Source organism: Nocardiopsis lucentensis DSM 44048 (assembly GCF_000341125.1).
In the GTDB taxonomy this organism is placed as follows: Bacteria; Actinomycetota; Actinomycetes; order Streptosporangiales; family Streptosporangiaceae; genus Nocardiopsis; species Nocardiopsis lucentensis.
In genome coordinates, this window is the sequence record NZ_ANBC01000623.1 from 1 (window position 1) to 24,415 (window position 24,415).

The window sequence follows — 24,415 nt, forward strand, 5'->3', positions numbered from 1 at the left end:
GCCGACGGGGAACGGGACGGTGCCCGGGCGCCGCCCGGATGGGGGCGGAGAACGGACGGGCCGATGACCGAGCACAGACCGACGGCTTTCGCACGGCTGCTGATCCTCCCGATCCGGGGCTACCAGCGCTTCATCAGCCCGCTCTTCCCCCCGGTCTGCCGTTTCTACCCCTCGTGCAGCGCGTACGCCGTCGAGGCGCTGCGCGTGCACGGGGCCCTGCGGGGGTTGTGGCTGGGAACCCGGCGCATCGCCCGCTGCCACCCCTTCAACCCGGGGGGTCTCGACCCGGTGCCGCCGCCGAAGGGGCGAAGGCACTCCGGGACCGAGGAGTCGGCGGGCGGAGCCGGAGGCACCGGACCCGCTCCCGGGGACCAGTAGCTGAACCGAGGCAAATAGGAGTTGGCCGGTGCTCGACTGGCTTTACAACATCGTCGGCTGGACGTTGGCCAGGATCCATGAGGGTCTGACCTTCGTCGGTCTGAATCCCGACAGCGGGTGGGCGTGGGGTCTGTCCATCCTGCTGCTCACCGTACTCATGCGGCTTCTCATGGTTCCGCTGTTCGTCAAGCAGATGAACACGCAGCGGAAGATGCAGGAGATCCAGCCGAAGATCATGAAGCTCCGGGAGCGCTACAAGCACGACCGGGAGCGCCTGAACCGCGAGTCGATGAAGCTCTACCAGGAGAGCGGCACCAACCCGATCATGGGTTGCCTTCCGCTTCTCCTGCAGATGCCGGTCTTCTTCGCCCTGTTCAGTGTTCTGCGCAGTGTCGCCGAGGGCAACGCCCAGTACGGGTTCTCCGAGGAACTGGCCGACAGCGCCCGTCAGGCGCTGATCTTCGAGGCGCCGATCGCCGCCCAGTTCAACAGTTCCCCCGAGGAGCTGCTCGCCCTCGGCGCCACGAACCCCGTGCTCGCCAAGGTCGTCATCGCGATCGCGTGCGTCATCATGGGCACGACGACCTTCCTCACCATGCGTCAGAGCATCAAGCGCAGCACCACGCAGATGCCGGACAACCCCATGATGCAGACGCAGAAGATCATGATGTACATGGCGCCCCTGTTCGGGCTCTTCGGTCTCATGATGCCGGTGGGTGTGCTGGTCTACTGGGTCACCTCCAACGTCTGGACGATGGTGCAGCAGCACTTCCTCTACAAGAACCAGCCGACCCCCGGCGCCCCCGGCGCCGAGGGCGCCAAGTCCGGCGGCACTCCCTCCAACGGTCCGGCCAAGGGCATGCTCGGCCGGAAGAAGGCCGCCGAATCCACGCCGGAGCCGAAGGAACAGCCTAAGATCGAACGCAAGCAGCCGAAGAAGCAGCCGCGCTCCAAGCGCGGTGGCGGCGGTTCCCAGTAGGGGACGCCGTCACGTCGGCCGCGGAGGATCTTAACGAAGTGCGCAGGCGACACAGCCCCTGAGGCGTACGACGGTCAGGGCGTGAATGATGAGGAGACGGGAACGCTGTGGGACGTAGTGAGGAAGAGAGCGGTGGAGTAGCGGTGGCTGAGGCGCCCGAGCCCGAGATCGACATCGAGGCCCTGGAGAACGAGGGCGACATCGCCGCGGACTACATCGAGGGTCTCCTCGACATCGCGGACTTCGACGGTGACATCGACATGGACGTCGAGGGTGACCGTGCGATGGTCTCGGTCGTGGGCGCGACGCTCGACGAGCTGATCGGCGACCAGGGCGAGGTCCTGGAGGCACTCCAGGAGCTGACCCGACTCGCCGTCCACCGGGTCACGGGGGAGCGGAGCAAGCTGATGCTCGACATCGGCGGTTACCGCGAGGAGCGCCGCAGGGTGCTCACCCGCATCGGTGCCGACGCGGCGGAGAAGGTGAACAAGACCGGCGAGATCCAGCCGCTGGAGCCGATGACGCCGTTCGAGCGCAAGGTGGTGCACGACGCCGTCGCCGCGGCCGGTCTGCGGAGCGAGTCGGAGGGCGAGGAGCCCCACCGCTACGTGGTGGTCCACCCCGCCGACTGACACGTCCTCCCGCTCCGGGCGGGAACGCAGGGGGCGATGTTTCACGTGAAACATCGCCCCCTCGTCGTGTGTGGGGGTGCGTCGACAGGGGGAGAAATCGACGGGTCGACAAAGCGCCTGAGGGCGCGGTCGGCCGCGCCGACCCGTGATCGGGGGGACACCTCGGGGTGGGCGCATGTTTCACGTGAAACCATGGTGTCCCACGACCATAGGATCATGAGGGGCCGTCCCGCCGCGTGTCGACGGCGCGTCGGGCGCCGGAGGCGCCGTCGGTCGACGCGCCGCGGCGGATTCGGAGGACGTGCCCGGTCTTGGAAGTGATGATGGACGAGTTCCGACAGGTGGTGACCGATGACCTCGGGCGCTGAGGAGCCCGGCGCTGTGCCGCCCGCCCCGCCGACCGCGGCGGAGGCGGTCTTCGGTGACACGCTGCCGAAGGCACGGCGCTACGCCGAACTTCTCGCCGACGACGGTGTGCGGCGGGGGCTGATCGGCCCGCGCGAGGTGCCCCGCCTCTGGGAGCGGCACCTCATCAACTGCGCTGTCGTGGAGGAGTTGCTCCCGGAGGGGGCGGAGGTGGTCGACATCGGTTCGGGCGCCGGTCTGCCCGGTCTGGTGTTGGCGCTGCTGCGCCCCGACATCAGGGTGACGCTCCTGGAGCCGCTCCTGCGACGGACGGTCTTCCTGAACGAGGCGGTCGAGACCCTCGGCCTGGCCAACGTCGTGGTGCGGCGCGGGCGTGCCGAAGAGGCGCACGGCGAGTTGTACACCGACTTCGTGACCGCCCGTGCCGTGGCTCCGCTGCCACGACTCGCCGGCTGGGCGCTGCCGCTCCTGCGCAAGGGCGGCAGTCTGTTGGCGCTCAAGGGCGAGCAGGCGGAGGCGGAATTGGTCGCCGCGCGTGACGACGTTGCGAAACTGCGCCCGAGTGAGTGCGATGTGATCAGGGTGGGCCGGGGTAAAGTCGATCCCGCTACCACGGTCGTTCGCGTCACGGTGACATCCGAGGGTGGTCCGCCCCCGTCAGCGGGACCCCGGAAAGGGCGGGGCGGCAAGAAGAAGCGCGGACGGAAGAGGTGAACTCATTCGTGCCCCAGAACCCAGCCGACCACGACGGTGTTTCACGTGAAACCCCCGCGGGTGCCTACGGGGACCTGCTCGATGTTTCACGTGAAACCGCCCCCGACGACCAGAGTCGTGTTTCACGTGAAACATGGACCGGCGACGCCCCCGCCTCCGGCGGTTCCGCGGACGTCCCCGACACACCCCTGGCGCGCGCGGCGCGCGCCGCGATGGCGGTTCGCGGGCACGACGAGGCCTGGCCCCGCCCGAAGTCCTGCCGCGTGATCAGCGTCGCCAACCAGAAGGGCGGCGTCGGCAAGACCACGACGACGGTCAACATCGCGGCCGCCCTGGCGATGCACGGGCAGCGCGTCCTGGTGGTCGACCTCGACCCCCAGGGGAACGCCTCCACCGCGCTCGGCATGGAGCGCGACAACCAGACCCGGTCCATCTACCACTGCCTGGTGGAGGACGAGGAGATCCGCAAGCTGGCCCAGGCGGCGCCGGACATCCCGAACCTGTGGTGCGCCCCGGCCACCATCGACCTCGCGGGGGCGGAGATCGAACTGGTCTCCCTCGTCGCCCGTGAGGCGCGACTCCGGCGCGCGCTCGACGCCTACGACACCTCGGAGCTCGACTACATCCTCATCGACTGCCCGCCGTCGCTCGGACTGCTCACGGTCAACGCGATGGTGGCGTGCGACGAGGTCATGATCCCGATCCAGTGCGAGTACTACGCCCTGGAGGGTGTGGGGCAACTGCTCCGCAACGTCGAACTCGTCCAGTCCCACCTGAACCCGGGGCTGGCGATCAGCACCGTCGTGCTGACGATGTACGACGGCCGGACCCGACTCTCGCAGCAGGTCGCGGACGAGGTGCGCTCGCACTTCGGTGAGCTGGTGCTCTCGACGCTGGTGCCGCGCAGCGTCCGCGTCTCCGAGGCGCCCAGTTACGGCCAGTCCGTGATGACCTACGACCCCGGGTCCACCGGTGCGGTGGCCTACCTGGAGGCCGCCCGGGAGATCGCGCATCGCGCTCCGGGGCTCGGCGGCTGACGGCGGTGCCGCCCCGGTCCGGAGGCCGGGGCACTGATGTGTTCGAGGAGTAGTGGAGGTAGTTGCCGGTGAGTCAGCAGCGGCGCGGACTGGGCAAGGGACTGAACGCGCTCATCACGCAGGGGCCCGTGGTCCCCGCGTCCTCAGGAGGCGCGGGCACGCCGGAGACGAGAGGGCTCTCCGACGGGACGTACCTGGAGGAGATCGAGCTCGGTGCGATCACCCCCAACCCGCGCCAGCCCCGGGAGCGCTTCGACGACCAGGCGCTGGAGGAGCTGCGCGACTCCATCCAGGAGGTGGGGGTGCTCCAGCCCGTCGTCGTCCGCAGGGTCGAGGGCGAGGCGGGCGTTCCCCGGTACGAGCTGATCATGGGCGAGCGCCGGTGGCGCGCGAGCAAGGAGGCCGGTCTCGACCGGATCCCGGCGATCGTCCGCGCCACCGGTGACGGGGACCTGCTCCGCGACGCCCTCCTGGAGAACCTGCACCGCCAGGAGCTCGACGCCCTGGAGGAGGCGGCCGCGTACCGGCAGCTGCTGGACGACTTCGGTGCCACCCACGAGGAGCTGGCCCAGCGGATCGGACGCTCCCGTTCGCACATCACCAACACGCTGCGCCTGCTGAACCTGCCGCCGAAGGTGCAAAAGCGCGTCGCCGCGAAGGTGCTCTCGGCCGGTCACGCCCGGGCGCTGTGCGGTGTCGACGACCCCGAGCGCCAGGAGCGGCTCGCGGAGCGGGTCAACCTGGAGGGCCTGTCCGTCCGCTCCCTGGAGGAGATCATCGCCCTGCGCGAGGAGGCGGACGAACCGGAGGAGCGGCGGCCCCGGCTCACCCCGGCGCGCAGGTCCACCCCGCCCCAGGTGGAGGAGTGGGCGAGCCGCCTCGCCGACCGCCTGGACACCACGGTGAAGGTCGACCTGGGCAAGAAGAAGGGCAAGATCGTCGTGGAGTTCGCGACGATGGAGGACCTGGAACGCATCATCGACCAGATGGACTCCCGCGAGCCCTGACCGCTGTTTCACGTGAAACATCGCCCGCCGCCCCGTCCGGACGCTGAGTCCGCGCACGGGGCGGCTCGCTGTTCGGAATGCCTCCCGGGGCGCGTGGTGGCCGTGTGGGGCCTGGGAGAGTGCGGCGGGCTCCCGTGGCCGCCCGTGACGACGGAAGGCCCCCAGAGTGGATCTGGGGGCCTTCCGTCGCGTTCCGCCGGCTTACAGGAAGTCGGCGAGCTCCTTCTCCAGCAGACGCATCGGCTTGGCGCCGATGATCTGCTTGACGACCTCGCCGTCCTTGTAGAGGTTCATCGTCGGCAGGGAGAGGACGTTGTACTCGCGAGGAGTGTTGGCGTTCTCCTCGGTGTTGAGCTTGACGACCTCGATCTTGTCGCCGTGCGTCGCCGCCAGCTTCTCCAGGACGGGTTCCATCTGCTTGCAGGGGCCGCACCAGCTCGCCCAGAAGTCAACGAGGACGGGCTTGTCGCTGGACAGGACGTCGTCCTTGAAGGACGCGTCGGTGACGTGCTTGAGAGTGGACATGGTGCTCCTTGGTTCGATGCAACCGGGGGACGGTCTGTACGGGCCGCGCGACCTAGTTCCCCATCTCGGCGAGGTGGCGTTCGGCGTCCAGGGCCGCGGCGCAGCCGGTTCCGGCGGCCGTGATCGCCTGGCGGTACTGGTGGTCGACCACGTCACCGGCGGCGAAGACGCCGTCGAGGTTGGTGCGCGTCGACGGGGAGTCGACCTTGACGTAGCCCTCCTCGTCCAGCTCGATCTGCTTGTTGAACAGCTCCACGCGCGGGTCGTGGCCGATCGCGATGAAGACACCGGTGACGTCGAGCGTGCTGGTCTCGTCGGTCTGGTTGTTGACGACCCTCAGCCCGGTGACGCTCTTCTCCCCGAGCACCTCGACGACCTCGGTGTTCCACGCGAACGAGATCTTCTCGTTGGCCTGGGCGCGCTCGGCCATGATCTTGCTGGCGCGCAGCTCGCCACGGCGGTGGACCACCGTCACCGACTTGGCGAAGCGAGTGAGGAACAGCGCCTCCTCCATGGCGGTGTCGCCGCCGCCGACGACCGCGATGTCCTGGTCGCGGAAGAAGAAGCCGTCGCAGGTGGCGCACCACGAGGTGCCGCGGCCGGACAGCTCCTTCTCACCGGGCACGCCCAGCTCCCGGTACCCGGAGCCGGTGGCCAGGATCACCGTGTGGGCGAGGAAGGTCTCGCCGCCCGCGACGACCTCCTTGACCGGCTTGGTGAGGTCGACGTCGGTGACGTCGTCGGGGACCAGCTCGGCGCCGAAGCGCTCGGCCTGCTTGCGGAGGTTGTCCATCAGGTCGGGTCCCATGATGCCGTCGGGGAACCCGGGGAAGTTCTCGACGTCGGTCGTGTTCATGAGCGCGCCGCCCGCGGTGATGGAGCCCTCGAACACCAGGGGTCGCAGTTCGGCGCGCGCGGCGTAGACGGCCGCGGTGTACCCCGCGGGACCGGAACCGATGATGATGACATTGCGGACGTCACTCACGCTCGTAGGCCCTTCACACAGTCGCTGCCCTGGCCACGGACGTGACCCCAGGGGAAAGTCGGTTAGTCACAACCGATGGTAGGCGCATCGCATTCCCGGTCGGACATCACCGCAGCGTACGGGGGTGGGGTATGCGTGAAGGGTGTCGGTCCGCGTGAGTCGGGCGGTTCGCGCGGTCAGTCCGCGCGGAGGCGCAACAGCCGGTCCAGCCCGAGCGCGACCAGTCCGGCGGACGTCCCCCAGCCCGTGTTGACGGTGAGGGTGCCCAGGAACGCCGCGGTGTGGGCCAGCGGCCCCTGGAGGGAACCGCTCAGAACGGGGGTCGGGACCGCGCCGAGCGCGATCGAGAACACGCCGTGGAGCAGCCCGGCGCAGACGAGGGTGGGGAGGGGTCGGGGAACCCGGGCCGCCAACACGGAGAGGATCCACACGGCGGTGATGACCACTGGCAGGAGGGGTTGGGGACGGACTCCCCACGCCCACGCTTCCATCAGGCCGGTGACGACCATGAGTGGTCGCAGCAGGGCGAGCGACGCCAACCCCAGGACCAGTGACCAGGCGATGCCCGGCGGGGGCGGGGAGGACGTCGAGGAGTCGTCCGGCCGCGACGACCGGTCCGTCATGGGATGCCTCACAGGTTCGTGGAGGAGCGGACCGCCCGCTCCGGCGACGGGCCCGACGCTAGGCGGAGGGAACCCCGTCGCACGTCCGCCGCCCGACCCGACCGCCTACGTCGGTACGCGTACACCGGGTGGTGTGGGACGCCCACCCGTCCGGGTCCGCGGGATACGGCCGCGACGGGGCCGCGCTCCGTAGAATCGCCGCATGACACGTCAGTCCGGTCGTCAGGACGTCATCGTCGACGCCCTCCTCGGGTTCGCGGTCTTCGCCGTGGTGGCGATCGCGGCCGGGGCCGACGTCACCGGCACCGGGAACCTCACGCCCCTCGCATACGCGCTGGCGGCGGTCCTCGGCGGCCTCATGCTGGTCCGCAGGAGGTGGCCGGTCCTGGTCGTGCTGGCCACGTCGGCGCTCATCGTCGCCAACTACGTGCTCGACCTGCCGACCATCGGTCTGGCCGTGCCCGCCGCGGCCGCCCTGTACTCCGCGGCCGAGGCGGGGCGGACCACCTGGTCCGTGGGGGCGGCCGCCGGGCTGCTGCTCGTCTCCACCCTGGCCCGACTCGGCCAGGGTACGGATCCCGCCTACCTGCTGGGGTACGAACTGGCCTCCACCGTGGCGATCATGGGCGCCGCCATCGCCCTCGGGCACGTCCAGTGGCAGCGGCTCCGGGCGGAGCGGCAGCGGGCGCGGATCGCGGCCCTGGACGCACAGGCGCGCGCCGCGGAGGCGGCGGAGGTCGTGGCGCTCGAACGCACCCGGATCGCCCGCGACCTGCACGACGCGGTCGGCCACCACCTCTCCGTGGTCTCCCTGCACGCGGCCGTGGCCGCCGAGGCGCTCGATGACGCTCCGGCGGACGTCGACGAGGCCCGCGCCGAACTGGGACACGTCCGCCAGGCGTCCCGCGCCGCCCTCAGTGAGATGCGGGCGACCGTACGCGCGCTGCGGGACAGTGACCCCGACGGTGGGCGCGTGGCCTCCCTCGCCCGCATGGACGAACTCGTGGCGTCGGTCAGGGAGGCGGGGGTCGAGGTACGGGTGGAGGGAGCCCCGGTGGCGGGGGAGGTCCCGGGCATGGTCGACGCGACCGCCTTCCGGGTCGTCCAGGAGGCGTTGACCAACACGCTCCGGCACGCCGGGGCGAGCCGGGTCCGGGTGGCGTTCACACGTGAGGGTGAGGAGTTGGACGTGGTGGTGGCCGACGACGGAGGGGGACGGCCCGACGGCTCGCCCCCGGGCACCGGCCTGGCGGGCATGCGGGAGCGGGTCCGCATGGTCGGCGGGACGGTGGCCGCCGGGCCCGGGCCCGAGGGCGGGTTCCGGGTGCGTGCCCGGCTGCCGCTCGGGGGCGACCGGTGATCCGTGTCCTGCTCGTCGACGATCAGCCCCTCGTCCGGGCGGGGGTGCGCGCGCTCCTGGAACGGGACGAGGACATCGAGGTGGTGGGGGAGAGCGGGGACGGCCGCGCGGCCCTGGCCGACATCGGCCGACTGCGGCCGGACGTGGTCCTGCTCGACCTCCAGATGCCGTCCGTGGACGGGCTCGCCGTCCTCAGGGAGCTGGAGAGGCGACGTGTCGACACGTCGACGGATCGACGAGCCGACACGGGTGGACACGTCGACAGGTCGGGAGGTCGACACATCGACACCCGGGTGGTCGTGCTCACCACCTTCGGGGAGGACGACAACGTCTTCACCGCACTGCGGCTGGGCGCTTCCGGATTCCTGCTCAAGGACGCCGAACCGCGCGCGCTGCGGGACGCGGTGCGTACCGTCGCCCGGGGCGAGGCGCTGTTGTCGCCGGAGGTCACCCGGCGGGTGATCGAACGGCTCTCCGACACCATCGTGGCCCCCGAGGCGTCGTCTCGGCTGGACGTGCTCACCGACCGCGAGCGTGAGGTCCTGGCCTTGGTCGGGCGGGGCATGTCCAACCAGGAGATCGGCGCGGAACTGTACCTGAGCCCCGCGACCGCCCGTACCCACGTGGGACGGGTGCTCACCAAGCTCGGGGCCCGTGACCGGGTCGCCCTGGTGGTGATCGCCTACGAGAGCGGGCTGGTCCGCCCCGGGCGCGAAGGCTGAGCTGTCCCGGGGCCGGAACGGAGGGGGTCAGGGGGCGTCGACGGTCGTCCGGTCCAGGATGCCGGGCTCGGCGTCGGCGCTCCGTGCGCAGCGCGGGTCGACCACGAACACGTCGAACTGGTCGCCCCTGGGCGCGTACAGGACCCAGGCGGGCTCGGCGCCGTCGCCGTAGAAGGCGTCATCGACCAGGGTGACCTGGGTGTCGAACTCCTCCTCCACCAGGTCGGAGCACCGCTCGACGGCGTCGGTGACGGACTGCTCCTCCAACAGGGTCTGCCCGCCCGCGGCCCCGGCGTCATCGGCGACGGTGGAGCGTTCGAGGGTCCGGGCCGCCTGCGCGTCGAGCGCGGCGTCGGTGTAGACCGTCTCACTGCGCACCAGCTCCGGTGCGTAGGTCAGGGCCGTGTCCGGTTCGCCGACGCCGTCCTCCGACTCCATGAACGGGGTCGCGCTCTCCATCGAGCCGTTGCCGTTCGAGAGCACCCCGTTGACGACGGCGACGCCTCCGCCGACGACGAAGACCGCGGCGGCTGCCGCCACCAGGAGTCTGGGCATACCGCTGGAGGAACGCCTGCGGCGCGCCGTGGCGAGGGGGACCACGGTGGCGTCGGCGGAGGGGGCCTTCGCCGGTACCGGGTCGGTCGGTTCGGTGACGGGTCCCCGCTCGGCGCGTTCACGCGCGGCGTCCGCGATGCGCTGGTCGAGGAGGTCGGCGACGTCCTGAGGCAGCTCGGGAACCGGGGTGGCGGCGAGGACGCGGGAAACGCCCGTGAGTTCGTCCAGTGTGGCGGCACACGTGGGACAGGTCTCGATGTGAGCGGTGACGGTGCGTTCCTCGGAGGGGTCGAGCAGGTCCTCGGCGAGGAAGGCGAGTGCCTCCGCGTCCGGGTGGGGCGTCACGATGGGTTGGCACCTCCTCTCCCAGATGTGACGTCTGGCGGAGGCTGAGGGTTCCTTAGATGGGCGAGAGAGGGAAGAAGTTTCGCGCGGCCCCGCGCGCACCTGCTCTTCACCGTTCCCGCGGCCACGTCGAGGATCCGGGCGGCCTCCTCCACCCGGTAGCCGAGCATGTCCACGAGGGTGAGCGCCAGACGCTGGTCCAGGGGCAGCTGCTCCAGCGCGGCCTGGACGTCGAGCCGCGACTCGGTCTGCGACGCGTGGTCGGGCGGCCCGCCCAGACGTCCGAGGCGCTCGTTGGACATGACGTCGAGGGTGTCGTCCTCGGTCGGGGTGGCCGGACGCACCTTGCGGCGGCGCAGGCGGTCGTGGCAGGCGTTGACCACGATCCGGTGCAGCCACGTGCTCACCTGGGCCTCGCCCCGGAAGCGGTCGGCGGCGCGGAACGCGGACAGGAAGGCGTCCTGGAGGGCGTCCGAGGCCTCCTCGGGGTCGCCCATCATCCGGACGGACACAGCCCAGAGGCGCTCACGGTGACGGTGCACCAGGACCCCGAAGGCCTGGTCGTCACCCTGAGCGTGCCTCGTCAACAGCTCCTTGTCGGGGAGCTCCCGGACCGCGTCCATCAGTTCAGCTCACGTATCTCCGCACCTAGGCCACGCCTCGAATCACGATCTCGTTGACGGATCCTCGCAGGTCACCGTCGTCCATGGCGAGTTCGGTGAACCAGACCACGACGTACCGACCGGTAGCCCCGCCCTCGATGTCGATGGTAACGGTGTCCGAGCCGTTCACGCCGCCCGACCAGACGGAGGGGAGGTTGGCGTCCAGGTCGGCGATGGTGTCGCCATCACGGCTGTCGCCGACACGGAGTTCCACACCGTAGTCCAGAGCGGGCATCGCCAGCTCCACCTGGTGGATCTCCCGGCTTTCCCCGAGGTCGACGATCAGGCCCACTCCGTGCTTGTCGAGGTCGGCCAGCGGGTCGTTGTAGCCCTCGGTGTTCCAGGGGGTGCCCGCGGGGTCGCCGTCGATGGCCCTCCCGGCGTTGTCCCCGTGCTCGCTGTTGTCACCGAGCGGGTCGAAGCCGTCGGCCCCGACCGCTTCCAGATCCACCAGATCGGGGGTGTCCGAGGCGTCCTCGGACGCCTGCGCGTCCGGTGGCGGCTCCTCCCCGCCGGGGCTGAACATCGACCCGACCGTCCACGCGCCCACGACCACGGCCGCGAACACCACCAGCGCGACCACGCCGATGAGGACCTTCCTGAGCGACCCCTGGGCGCGCGCGTCGCGCTCCTCCATCCGGGTGGGTTGGCGGCGCTCCGCGGCCCGGCCCTGGGCGGAGCGCTCCGGGGTGCGCTGTGACGACCCGCTCCGCGCGCTGCGGCGCGGGCCCGTCGGCTCGAACTCGCCCGTCCGGCGGGAGGTGCCCGGCTCAGGCGGCGGAGCGGACTCGGTCGGGGTGACCGGGAGCGGGATGAGCCGCGGCACCTCGGCCAGCTCGGCGCACAGGGCGGCGGGCGAGGTGATCGGCGCGCCGGGCACCATCTGACCGGCCAGGTGCGGCAGCGCGGCCCGGGTGGTGATGGTGGCGAGGGGTTCGGTGATCCCTGTTCGGACCTGTGCCGGGGGATAGGGGCCCGCGGGGCCCTGGGGGGCGGCGGGGAGGCCGTCCTGCGGGCCGCCGGGCCAGTGGCCGGTGAGCGCGGCGTACAGCAGACTGCCCAGCCCCTGGGCGTCGACGGCCCCCGGGTCGGCGATGTTCGCGCCCATCAGGGCGGCGTCCACCCCGATCCCGACGACCTTCACCGCGCCGCCGCTGCTCCACATGAGCTTGGCCGGGGTGAGGCACAGGTGGTGCAGACCGCCCGCGTGCGCGGCGGCGATCGCCTCGGCCGCCTCGGCGACGAGGCCGGCGGCGCGCTCGGGCTCCATGGGGCCCTGGGCGATGAGGTCGGCGAGGGAGGAGCCGGTGACCCACTCCTCGACGACGTAGGGGATGGGTGCGGTGTCGTCGGCGTCGAAGACCTGCGTGACGCGCGCGTCGGGGATGCGGCTGGTGGCGCGCGCGGCGCGGACCACCTCGGACGTGCGCGGGAAGCCGTCGGCGAAGGTCCACACGCCGACGGGGCGTGCGAGGGTCTCGTCGGTGGCCTTCCAGCGGGTCGCTCCACCGGTCTCGCTCACGACGTGGTCGAGTCGGTACCGGTTGGCCAGCTTCGCCCCGGGCTCGATCAGAAAGGTGCTCATGATGGGAGTGACGGGCGCCAGGGCCGAGTGTTCACGCGTGCCACCGCCGCGCCGCGGGACGCGGTGCGTGTCGGTTCGGGGGTGTGTCGCGTGAGGGGGTGTCGGCCCTGCTTGCTGTCCCCAGCCTCCCTTCGGGCAGCTCGGTCGGAAGTTGCTATGTCGATTGAGCGATGCCAGTCCATGCTAGGACGCTTGAACAGCATCTTTGGAGGACAAGGGGGCACTGTTCACCTTCTCGGGTGATCGGGTGCTCGACTACCCAACGTCATCCATTCCAGGTGATCAGCGACGTCGTAGTCGGGTTTTCAGCAATTCGAGGAAGGATGTGACTTCGGTCACTTTCAGGATTCTCGCAGTGAGGACGAACAGGATGGCACCCCCCGCCCCACCTGCGACCATCGCGGCGAGGGCGGGCCACACGTCACCGGGAAGCCCCCGGAACACGTGGATCATCGCCCAGCCGAGGAGGGCCGCGGGGACGGTCGCGAGGTGCAGCTTGACCAGGACCAGTGCCGTGCGGTGGCCGTCCAGGCCGTTGAGCCGCCGGTGGAGCAGGCCCCACATGATGATCGCCCCGATGACGTAGTAGAGGCCGTAGGGCACCGGGAGCCACAGCACGACGTGCTGCGGCTCCATCCACCACAGCAGGGCGAACGCCGTGGTCGCGTGGGCGATCTCCGCCGGGATCGACACCAGCGCCGGGGTGCGGGTGTCGCCCAGGGCGTAGAACACCCGCATCTGGAGCTGGAAGAGGGTGAACGGGATCAGCATCACGACGAAGACCATCAGGATGCGCCCGATCGCCTCGGCGTCCGCCGCGCTGGTGCTGCCCTGGGCGTAGATCATCACGCAGAACGGGACGGCGAAGACCAGCATCGCCACCGAGATCGGGACGATGAGCACCGACGACAGCCGAAAGCCCCGGGAGAAGTCCGAGCGGACCTGGTCCCGGCGGCCCGCGGCGACGTGTTCGCTCATGCGCGGCAGGAGCGCGGTGATCACCGAGACGGCGATGATCGCGTACGGCAGCTGGAACAGCATGGACGCGAACTTGTAGGCGGCGATGCCCGAGCCCGTCTCGTACCCGAGGTCGGCCGCGGCCGCGCCCGCCCGCGTCGCCACGTTCGTGGAGACCAGCGCTCCGGCCTGGGCCACGACGATGTAGAGCATCATCCACGACGCGGCCCCGGCCGCCTCGCCGAGGCCGGAACCCCGCAGGTCCAGACGTGGACGCCAACGGAACCCCGCCGAGGCCAGCGCCCACACCAGCACGGCCGCCTGGACGACCTGGCCCAGCGCGGTGCCCAGGCCCAGCAGGGCGAGCTGGGACGGGTGGGCGAGCATGTCCTCGGGCGTGCTGCCCGAACCGGCGATGGACAGGAACCAGAGGCAGACACCGATGATGACCAGGTTGTTCACCACCGGGGCCCACATCGGGGCGCCGAACCTGTGCCGGGCGTTGAGCATGGCGCTCGCCAGACCGCTCGCCCCGATGAAGAAGATCTGGAGGACGAGGTACCGGGCGAGGATCACCGAGACGTCGTACTGCGCGCCGGAGAACCCGCCCGCGTAGATCCGGATGAACCACTCCGCGACCACCACCGACACCAGCGTGATCACGAACAGGCCCAGCAGCATGAGCGTGACCAGCCGCTGCTCGGTCCGGTCGCCGCCGTCCGCGTCCAGCTTGCGCCGCTTGACCAGGAACGGCACGAACACGCTCGCCAGCAGCCCGCCGATGAGCAGGTCGTAGACCATGTACGGGACCATGCCCGAGACCTGGTAGGCGTCGCCCAGCAGCTGGGTGCCGATGGCCGCCGCCAACACGATCGTGCGGACGAAGCCCGTCACACGCGAGCAGATCGTGCCGACCGCCATGATCGCGCTCGACCGGGCGACGTTGCCCGGCGCGGTGTGCGCGGTACCGCCGATCTCGTCGCCGTCCTCCAGACCGGCGCGGTCGGCGGTGCCCACGTCACCGATGTCGCTCGGGTCCCGGAGCGTCGCCAGCCCCGTCTCCGGCTCGGTGTCCGGTTCCTCGCGCTCGTAGGTGTCGAGCACGTCCTCCGGCATCACCAGGTGCCGACGGCGGTCCGCGGGCGCGTCCGGGCCGGGCTCCGGGACGCGCGCCTGCTCTCTGGGGTGGTCGCTGGGCACCGTCGGGCTGTCCTTCTCTCGAGGGCGTTGCGGGCCCGGCGGGGTCAGTGCCGGACGGACGTGTACGGGGTCATCGACGCAGGCGGCCCCGGATCAGCTCCACGGCCGAGGAGAGCTCCGGGACCCGCAGCAGCTTGGCCGCCCCCAGGAACAGGACCGCTCCCACGAGGCAGCCCACGGCGGGGGCGCCGAGGTAGCTGACGAGGCCGGGGCCGACGTAGGCGTCGAAGAACCACAGCACGCCGAGTCCGGCGGCGACACTCGGGACGACGGCCACGTGCAGGCGCAACAATGTGCCAACCGCGTGCCTCCCGTCAAGCCCCCCGAGCCGACGGCTCAGGACGTTGCCCGCGATGGTCAGGCCGGACACGAACGAGAACATGAACCCGGCGGCCACACCGACGACCACCCGGTCGGGCGGCAGGAGGAGGTAGGAGGTCAGCGCGAGGGCGCTGTGCACGGCCAGATTGGCGATGGCGATCATCGCCGGGGTGCGGGTGTCGCCCAGGGCGAAGAACACGCGCAGCATGAGCTGGAAGATCGTGAACGGCACCAGGCCCAGCGCCATCACCATGAGGATCTGGCCGATGTTGCCGGCGTCGGCCACCGAGATCGACCCGCGGGCGAAGGCCAGGATGGACAGCGGGACGGCGTACATCGCGATCGCGAAGGCCAGCGGCACCAGGACGAACGACGAGATGCGCAGCGTCCGGGAGAAATCGGAGCGCACCGCCGACCAGTCGCGGTCCTCGGCGTGCGCGCTCATCCGGGGCAGCAGCACCGTGATCAGCGAGACCGCGATGATCGCGTACGGGAGCTGGAAGAGCTGGTAGGCCAGGTTGTAGGCGGTGATACCGGCGCCGACGTCGCGGCCCTGCTCGATCCCGGCCACGTTGGCGGCGTTGGCGATGTTGGTCGTGATCCACAGGCCGGCCTGGGTGAGCAGGGTGTACAGCATCATCCACCCGGCGGTGCGCAGCGCCTCGCCCAGACCGCTGCCGCGCAGGTCCAGGCGGGGCCGCCACCGGTACCCGGCGCGGCGCAGCGCGACGAACAGCACCAGCGCCTGGAGGGCCATGCCCGCCGCGGTGCCCGCGCCGAGCAGGGTCAGCTGCGCGTCCGGGACCGGCGGTTCGCTGCCGGGCCCCGCCGCCCACAGGAACATCCCGCCGACGGCCATGATCACCAGGTTGTTGAGCACGGGCGCCCACACGGGCGCGCCGAACCGGTTCCGGGTGTTGAGCATGGCGCTGAGCAGGCCGCTCATGCCCACGAAGAAGATCTGCGTCAGCAGGTACCGCGCCAGGAACACCGAGTCGTCGAACTGCGCCTCGGTGAACCGCGAGCCGTACATCCAGATGAGGAACTCGGCGGCGAGCACCGCGACCGTCGTCAGCAGCAGCAGCGCCAGCAGCGTGGTGGTGAACAGCCGGTCCTCGGTGGCCTTGCCCCCGTCGGCGTCGCGCTTGCGGCGCTTGACCAGGAACGGAACGATGACGCTCGCCATCAGACCGCCGATGAGCAGGTCGTTGAGGATGAACGGGATCGTGTGCGCCGTGTTGTAGGCGTCACCGAGCAGGTGGGTGCCGATCGCCGCGCCCAGCACGATCGTGCGCGCGAACCCGGTGAGCCGGGAGGCCATGGTGCCGACGGCCATGATCGCGCTGGAGCGCATCATTCCGCCGCCGGAGCCCGACCCGGAACCGGAGTCCGACCCCGCGTCCGACCCGGACCCCGGGCCGCCCGCCCCGGAGTCCTCCCGCTCGCGGGGGGCGTCCGCGGAGGGGAGGGGTTCGGGCAGCTCCCCCTCCTCGAAGGTGGGGGAGGGGCCGCCGCTCGGACGGAGCGGGTCCTCACCGGGGAGGGGCCCCCGACGGTGGCGCGGCTGGTACTGGGGGGAACGGTCGGCTTGGTGTCCGCCGCCGTTCGGGGAGTCGGTGACCACCGTGGATCAGGCTTCCTTTCGTAGGACCGGGGAGGGCCCGGCGGCGGCGCCGTGCGGCGCACCGGCCGGGCCGTGCGGGCGGCTCAGCGCCGCGCGTGCCGACAGGGAGACGTGTGGGCGTGTCGACATGACGACCTGTCGGTGAGGGAACATGTCACTTCGTCGCGCCGTTCCCGTCCTCGTCGGTACCAGTGTGACCGGTGGAGCCGGGGGAGGTCTCGTCGGCGGAGGCGCCGCCCTCCTCGGCGTCGTCCTCCCGACCGGTCGGCTCCTCGCCGTCGTCCGGGTTCCCGTCGCCGCCCCGCGCGTCCTTCCCCTGGTCCTTCGCGCCGCGGGCGGCCTGGCGGCGCACCCACTTGCGCACCGCGCGCGGGGCCAGGGCCGCGATGAGGATCAGCAGACCGATACCGCTGATGAGCAGTGCCTGGGTGCCCAGACCCGTGGCGTTGACCGGGATCACGGTCGCCTGGGCGCTGATCGGTTCGCCCGCCCCGTTCTGGAGGCTCGCGTGCAGCTCCGTGCGGCCGTTGATCCTGGCCGACAGCGGGATGTACACCGTCGTCTTCGCGCCGGGGGCGATCTCGAACTCGTCCGAGTACTCGCCGATGCTCAGCCGCTCGGAGTTCTCCGAGTACACGGAGAGACGGACGTGGATCGCCTCGTCCTCCAGGTCGTTGGCGACGAGGATGCCGGTGATGCCCGTGCTGCTGGCCAGGGTGACCGGTTCGCCGGGGATGATGCGCACGTCGCCGAGGTGGCTTTGGACCGACTCCGAGACCAGTGTCCGGGTGGCCCCGGCCATCGTCTCCCGGTCGCGCCAGTGGACCGACTCCATCCGCAGGATCGCCGGGCGGAACGGGTCACCGTCGTCCACCAGGATGCTGTTGAAGAGGCGCACCTCGCGGCTGACGTCCGTGATCTGCCCCAAGTAGGTGGAGCTGAGCTCGTCCGAGTAGGCGTTGTTGGGGTACGTGAGCGGTTGGCGGGTCGTCTCCCGGTCGTCGGGGTCGGCCAGTTCGACGTCCGCCAACCGTTCGGGCGTCAGCCACGGCAGGGAGTCGCTGGCCTCCAGCACCCCGCTGGCCAGCTCGTCGCTCGGGTTCCAGTCGGGGCCGGGGTAGGCCACCACGACCCGTTCGCCTCCGGCGTTCTCCCCGGCGATCATCGCGGTCTCGGCGGCGAACCGCTGGAGCGCGAGTTCGGTCTCGCCCGGGCCTCGCGAGGGCATGGCCAGCACGTCGGCCAGTCCCTGGTCGGCGACCAGAGCGAACGGCTCCTCCTCCGGGCCACCCTCGACCGGGCGCAGCGCGGCCTGGGCCGTCGGGGTGGTGGACAGCCAGGACGCCGGCGGCTTGGCCGCCTCGTCCACCAGGAACCGGTGGGCTCCTTCGGCGGCCAGGAACTCGTACACCGCGTCGTCCATGAGGCCGTTGGGGGGGAGCGCGAACGACTCGTCGGCGGTCAGACCGAGCGCGCGCAGGACCGCGTCACGACCGATCTCGACCGAGGCGGCGGCGTCGGCGGTCATGCCGTTGCGCAGCAGGGACGCCAGGTCCGAGGAGGCGTAGGGGGTGGCCACGACGGTGTCTTCGGCCAGGACCGCCCTGGCCTCGCGCAGCCACACCTGGGCGGCGAGGTCGGCCTGGTGCTCCTCGCGCGCGGGGTCGGATCCGTCGGAGACCGCGATCGGGTCGCCCAGGACGTCGTGGGAGTCCCGGGCCAGTCGGACGATGTCGTCGAGCGTCCCGGGGTCCACGGCCCACGTGACCGGAACGCCCTCGGCGCCGGCCGGGTCGCCGTCCTCGGCCCCGTCCCCGCCGGAGGTCTCCGCGTCCGCTTCCCCGCCGCCGTCCGCGGTCTCCTCCGAAGCGTCGTCGGAGGGTTCGTCCCCGGTCGGCTCGGCGTCGGAGGGTTCGGCGGTCGCCCCGTCCGTCCGCTCCGGTTCGGGGGTGGGTTCCGTCGGCTCCTCGTCCAGCCCGAGCAGCTCGACCAGGTCCTCGTCGCCCGCCTCGAAGGCCAGGTCGGTCTGCGCGCCCGTCTCCAGGAGCCGGCTCAGGCGGCCGTCCTCGCCGACCGACTCCGAGAGCGCACCGCCGAGGAAGGTGTCGTCGTCGGCGCGCTGGGGTTCGGCCATGAGGGGCCACACCCACGCGATGTCCACGGAGGGGACGTCGTCGTCCTCACCGGTGAAGGGGAGGAAGGTGTACTGGGCGCCCAGGCGTTCGCCGTCGCCGTCGAGCGCCTCGATCACCAGCGGGTACACGCCGTAGGAGGACAGTTTCAGGTCCTCGACGGGGACGCTGAGCGAGAACTCCTCGCTGTCGTCCGGTGCCAGGGTGTCGGCCACGTCCTCGTCCGGACCGGGGGCGTTGGGCTGCCAGCCCGCGCCCGAGGCGAACTCGTCCAGTTCGTCGCGGCCGCTGAACGGGTGCCGGGAGTAGCGGATCCGGACGGTGACGTCCTCGACACCGCCCGCGGTGGTGTTGGTCACCACGCCGGAGACCCGGAGGGTGCTGTCGGAGTCGACCGCGTCCGGGGTGACGCGCTCGATGACGAGCGGTTCGACCGACTCGTCGTTCTCGGGCTCCGCCAGCGCGGGTGAGAGCGCGGCCGGTGTCGGAAGCAGACCGGCGGTCATGGCCATGACCGCGGCCGCGGAGGCAAATCGACGCAACGCTTGACCGGTTTCCTGATTCGGGTCCAGGTGGCCGTCCCGCCGGGGACACGGCGTGGGGCGGGATCGGTCTCGGTGCCCGCACGGCGCACGCGGCGGACTCGGGCGGGAGACGTGAGGCCGACGGGTCGTCCCACCACTGCACCCGAAGATACCGTCCGAGGCCGTCCGGCGCTCCCCCGAGGGAGTCGGGCGCCGCGGGAAGGGGAGTGCTCCCACGGAACATGCCCTAATCTGCGTGGTGTGCCGAACACAGAGTTTTCGAGTGAGAACGACACCGCCCGGCGCCCGGAGGCCGCGGCGGAACCCGCCGCGGACGCGCTGACCGGTGAGCAGCGGTCGGCGATCACCGCGCTGGTCGACTCGATCCAGCCCGTCTCCGGTGAACTCGGTGACCGCTTCTCCGCGCACGACCAGCAGCTCGCCGTCGTGGGCGGGCCGGTGCGCGACGCGCTTCTCGGCAGAGTCTCCAGCGACGTCGACCTCACCACCGACGCCGTGCCCCAGCGAATCCTGGAGATCGTCGACGGCTGGGCCGACTCCGTGTGGACGGTGGGCATCGAGTTCGGCACGGTGGGGCTGCGCAAGCGCGGCCTGCAACTGGAGATCACCACCTACCGCAGCGAGTCCTACTCGCCCAAGTCGCGCAAGCCGGACGTGAACTACGGCACCGACATCCACGGCGACCTGCTGCGCAGGGACTTCACCGTCAACGCCATGGCGGTGCGCCTGCCCGGCCAGGAGTTCGTCGACCCCTTCGGCGGGCTCGCCGACCTGCGCGCCGGGGTGCTGCGGACCCCAGGGCGCCCGGAGGACTCCTTCAGCGACGACCCGCTGCGCATCATGCGCGCGGTCCGCTTCGCCGCCCAGCTCGGCTTCACGCTCGCCCCCGAGGTGGCCGAGGCCGCGCGGAACATGGCGGACCGGCTCACCATCGTCTCCGCCGAGCGGGTCAAGGACGAGCTGGTCAAGCTCATGCTCAGCCCGAACCCGCGGCGCGGGATCGAGCTCATGGTCGATCTCGGGATCGCCCGGCACGTGCTGCCCGAGGTGCCCAAGATGCAGCTGGAGATCGACGAGCACCACCGGCACAAGGACGTCTACGAGCACTCGCTCACGGTTCTCGACCAGGCCATCGACCTGGAGAAGCGGCGCGGCCACGCGCCCGACCTCGTCCTGCGCCTGGCAGCCCTGCTGCACGACATCGGCAAGCCCAAGACGCGCGCCTTCGAATCGGGGAACCGGGTCACGTTCCACCACCACGAGGTGGTCGGCGCGTCGATGAGCCGCAAGCGCCTCACCGCGCTGCGCTTCCCCAAGGACGTGGTGTCGGACGTCAGCACCCTGGTCGGGCTGCACCTGCGGTTCCACGGGTACGGCAAGGGCGAGTGGACCGACTCGGCCGTGCGCCGGTACGCGCGCGACGCCGGGGACCAGCTGGAGCGGCTGCACATCCTCACCCGGGCCGACTGCACCACCCGCAACCGCCGCAAGGCCGCCGCGCTCTCGCGCTCCTACGACGACATCGAGCGCCGGATCGACAAGCTCGCCGAGCAGGAGGAGCTCGACAAGATCCGTCCGGACCTCGACGGCAACGAGATCCAGGAGATCCTGGGGGTCAAGCCGGGACCGGTCGTCGGCCGCGCCTACCGGTTCCTGCTGGAGCTGCGCTTGGAGAACGGGCCGATGTCCAAGGAGGACGCGACCTCCGAGCTGCGCGCCTGGGCGGCCGAGCACCTGGACCGGGACAGCTAGGGGCGCCCCGGGCCCAAGCGAGGCGGCGGGCCCGAAACGAACACGGGACGAAGCGCGGCGGAGGCCCCGATGGACACCGCTAGCGCCCCGGTTTGACGGCGGTCACCGCCATCGCCATGCCGAACACCCGCAGCGGGGTGCCCTCCAGGGCGTCGGACGCCGACTGGAGCGCCCGGGGCCGCCGGTCGAACGGCGGCATGACGTAGCTGATCGCCCGCACCCGCAGGCCCGCGCCGCGCAACAGCCGGCCCATCTCCTGGGTGGTGAACGCGCGCGCGTCGGACATGCGGTCGTGCAGCGGCCGGACCCACGGCAGGAACGGGGCGGTCAGCGCCGACCGCCGCCGACCGCCCCACAGCACCCCGTGGGTCTCGAACGGGAACCAGCGGTTCGGTGTGGTCAGGGAGAACGCTCCGCCGGGCTTGAGCACCCGGTGGATCTCCGACAGACTCCCCTCCAGGTCCTCCATGTGCTCCAGCGCCTCGAACGCGGTGACCCGATCGAAGGTGTTGGCCTCGAAGGCGAGGGCGTCGGCGGACATCTTGTGCACGCCGATCCGGTGTTCGACCTCGCTCCCGGCGATCCGCTCGGTGAAGGCGTTCAGGCACTCCGGCTCCACGTCGACGGCGTCCACCCGCACGTAACCATGGGCGAGCTCGACCGTGTGGGCGCCGTCCCCGCACCCGACGTCCAGCAGTCGGTCCCCGTAGGTCGGCAGGTGCTGGGACACGGCCTCCACGCGCTTGGCCACCCCCCGGGCGCCGAAGACACGCGTCGGTTCCCCGAGTCCGTAACCGCCGGTCATGGCACATCATCCCCTGTCCGTAGGCGAGGTCCTCTCCCGGGGACACTACATGAAGTGACCGGATCATTACCCGGAGATGGTGCGAAGGGGTGGAGGGCTCAGCAGGAGCAGGACGGAGCCCCGACGGGGACGACCAGGGGGTCGGCCGGTCGGCGCTCCACACCGCGGGCGGTCTCGACGGGCAGGCCCTCGCGGATCCAGTACTCCATACCGCCGACCATCTCCTTGACGCGGTAGCCGAGCGTGGCCAGTGCGAGCGCGCCCCGGGCGGCTCCGTCGCACGCCGGACCCCAGCAGTAGGTCACGACCGGGAGCGCGGGGTCGATGAGGTTCGCCGCCCCGTCGGCGATCCGGGCGTTGGGCAGGTGCACCGCCCCCGGCACGTGTCCTTGCTCCCAGGCGGTCGCGTCCCTGGTGTCGACGAGGACGAACCCGGGGTCGGCCCCCTCCAGAGCCGTGTGGACGTCGGCGACGTCGGTGTACAGGGACAGGCGGGCCGCGAAGTGCGCCGCCGCGATCGCGGGGTCGGTCGGAGCCGTGCGCAGGACGGGGCTGGTGGAGGTGTGTGTCGTCATGCCCACAACGTTATGGAGGGCGTGCCGGTCCCGGACAGGGAGAAACCACGGCATCGGGTGGCGTTGGCCGTGGGAACCACGGTATGCATGGACCATGGCCGACGCATCACTGGACGAGACCGATCTCCGCCTTCTGCGGGCCCTCCAGGCGGACGGTCGGGCGACCTACGCCGACCTGGCCCGGGCGGTGTCCATGTCGGCCAGTGCCGTCACCGAACGGGTGCGCCGTCTGGAGGAGAGCGGCGTCATCACCGGTTACACCGCCGCCGTCGACCCGGAACGGCTCGGGTTCTCCGTCTTGGCCTTCGTCCGGCTCCGTTACCCCGTCGGCAACCGCGGGCCCTACCACGACCTCCTCGCCACCACCCCCGAGATCACCGAGGCCCACCACGTCACGGGTGAGGACTGCTACCTGATGAAGGCGGTCGCCCGCTCCATGCGCCACCTGGAGGAGGTGGTCGGCAGGATCGCCGCCCTGGGACCGGTCACCACCAACGTCGTCTACTCCAGCCCCGTCGCGGGCCGCTCGCCGATCGAGGGCGGCGGAGCGGGGTGATCGGGGGCGTCAGGTCCGGCGTCCGGTCAGGGCGAACTGCGCCCCGACACCGATCATCAGCGCCCCCGACACCGTCCCGGTGACCTCCATCCGCCGGGGCCGGGCGGCGAACCACCCGCGCACCGTTCCCGCGAGCAGTCCGTAACAGGTGTCGGAGACCACCGCGGTCAGGAGGAAGAGCGCGCCGAACAGGGCGATCTGCGGCGCGACCGGGCCGAGCGAGGGATCGGCGAACTGGGGGAGGGCGGCGACGAAGAAGACCAGGGTCTTGGGGTTGGTCAGGCCGACCACGAAGCCGTCCCACAACGAGCGCGTACGGGGCAGCGGACCCGCGGCCGACCCGTCGAGGGCGTCGGCGGTCGCCCTCCGGTGCCGGATGGTCTGGATGCCGAGGTACACGAGGTAGGCGGCGCCGACCAGCTTCACCGCGGTGAACAGCGGAGCGAACGCCGTCACCAGCGCCCCCACACCGAGGGCGACCGCCAGAACGAGGACCAGGCCCCCGAGCGCGTTCCCCAGTACCGAGAGGACGGCGACGCCGCGCCCGTGGGCGATCGCGCGGCCGACGACGAAGAGCACGCTCGGTCCGGGGACGACGACGAGCAGGACCGAGGCGGCGGTGAAGGCGAGGAGGGTGGGCAGGGTCGGCACGGGGCCTCCGTTTCCGGTCACCTGAGAGCGGTCCCGGAAGCCTAGCCACTGTCCCGGTCGGGAGTCGAAGGGCTTTCCGGGAAAGGTTCGGGAGGCGTGTCGATCCGGGGCGGGCCCGTTCGACGGGAGGATGGAGGCAACAACAGGAGAGACCGAGGAGACAGAAGATGCGCCCCCTGATCGTCACCGCGTTCGTGTCCGTCGACGGCGTCATGGAGGCCCCCGGCGGTGAACCCGGTTACCGCAACACCGGCTGGACCCTCAACAGTGTCGAGATGGATCCGGCCGCCTACGGGATCAAGGCCCGGGAACAGGAGGAGGCCACCGCGTTGCTCCTCGGCCGCCGCAGCTACGAGGCGTTCGCGCCGGTCTGGCCGACGATGACGGAGGAGTTCGCCGGGTACAACGCCATGCCCCGGTACGTGGTCTCCACGACGCTGACCGAGGAGGACCCGCGCTGGCCCGCCTCGATCCTGCGTTCCGTCGACGACGTCGCCGCGCTCAAGAGGACCGAGGGCGGCCCGATCTCCGTCCACGGCAGCGCCACCCTGGGTCAGGCCCTCGCCGACGCCGGGCTGGTCGACCGCTACCACCTGCTGGTGTTCCCGGTGCTGCTCGGCGCGGGCAAGCGGCTGTTCAGCGAGGCCGACAGGGACGCCCGGAAGCTGACGCTGGTCGAGCACGAGGTGTACTCCAACGGCGTGCAGAAGCAGGTCTTCGACGTCGTGGGCCAGTAGTACGTCGTCGGGTTCCCGCGTTCCATCCGCGAGGACACCCGGAGCGGGTCGCGCACCGGCCCGGTGGGCGTGGCCGACCGGTGGG

Annotated in this window: 23 protein-coding genes; 11 read left to right on the forward strand and 12 right to left on the reverse strand. The window is 71.2% G+C overall.

Annotated elements, in window-relative coordinates:
- The first annotated feature begins 63 nt into the window (after positions 1-63).
- The 6 genes from yidD (at position 64) to D471_RS0122345 (ending at position 5,113) form a co-directional block, all read left to right on the forward strand.
- Positions 64-378, forward strand: coding sequence for a membrane protein insertion efficiency factor YidD (yidD, locus tag D471_RS0122315; RefSeq protein ID WP_017600678.1), 315 nt, complete (start codon positions 64-66; stop codon positions 376-378).
- A 28-nt stretch (positions 379-406) separates the two neighbouring features.
- The gene (yidC, locus tag D471_RS0122320; RefSeq protein WP_017600679.1) at positions 407-1,357 is read left to right on the forward strand and encodes a membrane protein insertase YidC; all 951 of its coding nucleotides are present in this window, start codon (positions 407-409) and stop codon (positions 1,355-1,357) included.
- A gap of 143 nt (positions 1,358-1,500) precedes the next feature.
- Positions 1,501-1,989: a Jag family protein gene (locus D471_RS0122325; RefSeq protein WP_017600680.1), complete on the forward strand. Its 489-nt coding sequence runs from the start codon at positions 1,501-1,503 to the stop codon at positions 1,987-1,989.
- A 351-nt stretch (positions 1,990-2,340) separates the two neighbouring features.
- Positions 2,341-3,069, forward strand: a complete 729-nt coding sequence (rsmG, locus tag D471_RS0122335) for a 16S rRNA (guanine(527)-N(7))-methyltransferase RsmG (RefSeq protein ID WP_026127975.1) — start codon at positions 2,341-2,343, stop codon at positions 3,067-3,069.
- 8 nt (positions 3,070-3,077) lie between these two features.
- A complete protein-coding gene (locus tag D471_RS35585; RefSeq protein ID WP_169548900.1) occupies positions 3,078-4,106 on the forward strand; it encodes a ParA family protein in 1,029 nt (342 codons plus the stop codon).
- Positions 4,107-4,174: 68 nt separating this feature from the next.
- Positions 4,175-5,113 carry a ParB/RepB/Spo0J family partition protein gene (locus D471_RS0122345; protein ID WP_017600684.1) on the forward strand — a complete coding sequence of 313 codons (939 nt, stop codon included), beginning with the start codon at positions 4,175-4,177 and terminating at the stop codon, positions 5,111-5,113.
- Between the two features lie 201 nt (positions 5,114-5,314).
- Here the strand turns inward: D471_RS0122345 and trxA are convergent, their stop codons facing one another.
- From trxA to D471_RS0122360, 3 genes are all read right to left on the reverse strand, one after another.
- Positions 5,315-5,638 (reverse strand): thioredoxin, encoded by a 324-nt coding sequence (trxA, locus tag D471_RS0122350; protein ID WP_017600685.1) that lies wholly within the window; start codon positions 5,636-5,638, stop codon positions 5,315-5,317.
- A gap of 52 nt (positions 5,639-5,690) precedes the next feature.
- The gene (gene trxB, locus D471_RS0122355) at positions 5,691-6,623 is read right to left on the reverse strand and encodes a thioredoxin-disulfide reductase (RefSeq protein ID WP_017600686.1); all 933 of its coding nucleotides are present in this window, start codon (positions 6,621-6,623) and stop codon (positions 5,691-5,693) included.
- 176 nt (positions 6,624-6,799) lie between these two features.
- Positions 6,800-7,246 carry a hypothetical protein gene (locus D471_RS0122360; protein ID WP_017600687.1) on the reverse strand — a complete coding sequence of 149 codons (447 nt, stop codon included), beginning with the start codon at positions 7,244-7,246 and terminating at the stop codon, positions 6,800-6,802.
- A 202-nt stretch (positions 7,247-7,448) separates the two neighbouring features.
- Between D471_RS0122360 and D471_RS0122365 the strand changes: the two genes are divergently transcribed.
- Positions 7,449-8,606 carry a sensor histidine kinase gene (locus tag D471_RS0122365; protein WP_017600688.1) on the forward strand — a complete coding sequence of 386 codons (1,158 nt, stop codon included), beginning with the start codon at positions 7,449-7,451 and terminating at the stop codon, positions 8,604-8,606.
- Positions 8,603-9,328 carry a response regulator gene (locus D471_RS0122370; RefSeq protein ID WP_017600689.1) on the forward strand — a complete coding sequence of 242 codons (726 nt, stop codon included), beginning with the start codon at positions 8,603-8,605 and terminating at the stop codon, positions 9,326-9,328. Before D471_RS0122365 ends, D471_RS0122370 begins: the two co-directional genes overlap by 4 nt.
- A gap of 27 nt (positions 9,329-9,355) precedes the next feature.
- Here D471_RS0122370 and D471_RS0122375 read toward each other — a convergent pair whose 3' ends face one another.
- The 6 genes from D471_RS0122375 to D471_RS41175 form a co-directional block, all read right to left on the reverse strand.
- A complete protein-coding gene (locus tag D471_RS0122375) occupies positions 9,356-10,228 on the reverse strand; it encodes an anti-sigma factor family protein (protein ID WP_017600690.1) in 873 nt (290 codons plus the stop codon).
- The gene (gene sigM, locus D471_RS0122380) at positions 10,225-10,851 is read right to left on the reverse strand and encodes an RNA polymerase sigma factor SigM (RefSeq protein ID WP_017600691.1); all 627 of its coding nucleotides are present in this window, start codon (positions 10,849-10,851) and stop codon (positions 10,225-10,227) included. Before sigM ends, D471_RS0122375 begins: the two co-directional genes overlap by 4 nt.
- Positions 10,852-10,876: 25 nt before the next feature.
- Entirely contained in the window at positions 10,877-12,475 is a 1,599-nt protein-coding gene (locus D471_RS0122385) for a protein kinase family protein (protein WP_017600692.1), read from the reverse strand.
- A 282-nt stretch (positions 12,476-12,757) separates the two neighbouring features.
- Positions 12,758-14,548: a murein biosynthesis integral membrane protein MurJ gene (gene murJ / locus D471_RS0122390; protein WP_193789785.1), complete on the reverse strand. Its 1,791-nt coding sequence runs from the start codon at positions 14,546-14,548 to the stop codon at positions 12,758-12,760.
- A 154-nt stretch (positions 14,549-14,702) separates the two neighbouring features.
- Positions 14,703-16,577 carry a murein biosynthesis integral membrane protein MurJ gene (gene murJ / locus D471_RS0122395; RefSeq protein WP_017600694.1) on the reverse strand — a complete coding sequence of 625 codons (1,875 nt, stop codon included), beginning with the start codon at positions 16,575-16,577 and terminating at the stop codon, positions 14,703-14,705.
- Positions 16,578-16,731: 154 nt separating this feature from the next.
- Positions 16,732-19,221: a DUF6049 family protein gene (locus D471_RS41175; protein ID WP_017600695.1), complete on the reverse strand. Its 2,490-nt coding sequence runs from the start codon at positions 19,219-19,221 to the stop codon at positions 16,732-16,734.
- Positions 19,222-19,494: 273 nt separating this feature from the next.
- On the opposite strand from D471_RS41175, the gene D471_RS0122405 reads away from it, so the two are divergent.
- Complete coding sequence (locus tag D471_RS0122405; protein WP_017600696.1) at positions 19,495-21,006, forward strand: CCA tRNA nucleotidyltransferase; 1,512 nt, start codon at positions 19,495-19,497, stop codon at positions 21,004-21,006.
- 79 nt (positions 21,007-21,085) lie between these two features.
- Here the strand turns inward: D471_RS0122405 and D471_RS0122410 are convergent, their stop codons facing one another.
- Together D471_RS0122410 and D471_RS0122415 are read right to left on the reverse strand one after the other, a co-directional pair.
- Positions 21,086-21,811, reverse strand: a complete 726-nt coding sequence (locus D471_RS0122410) for a class I SAM-dependent methyltransferase (RefSeq protein WP_017600697.1) — start codon at positions 21,809-21,811, stop codon at positions 21,086-21,088.
- A gap of 98 nt (positions 21,812-21,909) precedes the next feature.
- The gene (locus tag D471_RS0122415; protein ID WP_017600698.1) at positions 21,910-22,386 is read right to left on the reverse strand and encodes a rhodanese-like domain-containing protein; all 477 of its coding nucleotides are present in this window, start codon (positions 22,384-22,386) and stop codon (positions 21,910-21,912) included.
- Positions 22,387-22,480: 94 nt separating this feature from the next.
- On the opposite strand from D471_RS0122415, the gene D471_RS0122420 reads away from it, so the two are divergent.
- Positions 22,481-22,942 carry an Lrp/AsnC family transcriptional regulator gene (locus tag D471_RS0122420; RefSeq protein ID WP_017600699.1) on the forward strand — a complete coding sequence of 154 codons (462 nt, stop codon included), beginning with the start codon at positions 22,481-22,483 and terminating at the stop codon, positions 22,940-22,942.
- Positions 22,943-22,951: 9 nt separating this feature from the next.
- On the opposite strand, the gene D471_RS0122425 is transcribed toward D471_RS0122420, so the two are convergent.
- Positions 22,952-23,593 (reverse strand): LysE family translocator, encoded by a 642-nt coding sequence (locus D471_RS0122425; protein ID WP_017600700.1) that lies wholly within the window; start codon positions 23,591-23,593, stop codon positions 22,952-22,954.
- A 167-nt stretch (positions 23,594-23,760) separates the two neighbouring features.
- Between D471_RS0122425 and D471_RS0122430 the strand changes: the two genes are divergently transcribed.
- Positions 23,761-24,330, forward strand: a complete 570-nt coding sequence (locus D471_RS0122430; RefSeq protein WP_017600701.1) for a dihydrofolate reductase family protein — start codon at positions 23,761-23,763, stop codon at positions 24,328-24,330.
- The last annotated feature ends 85 nt before the right edge of the window (positions 24,331-24,415 follow it).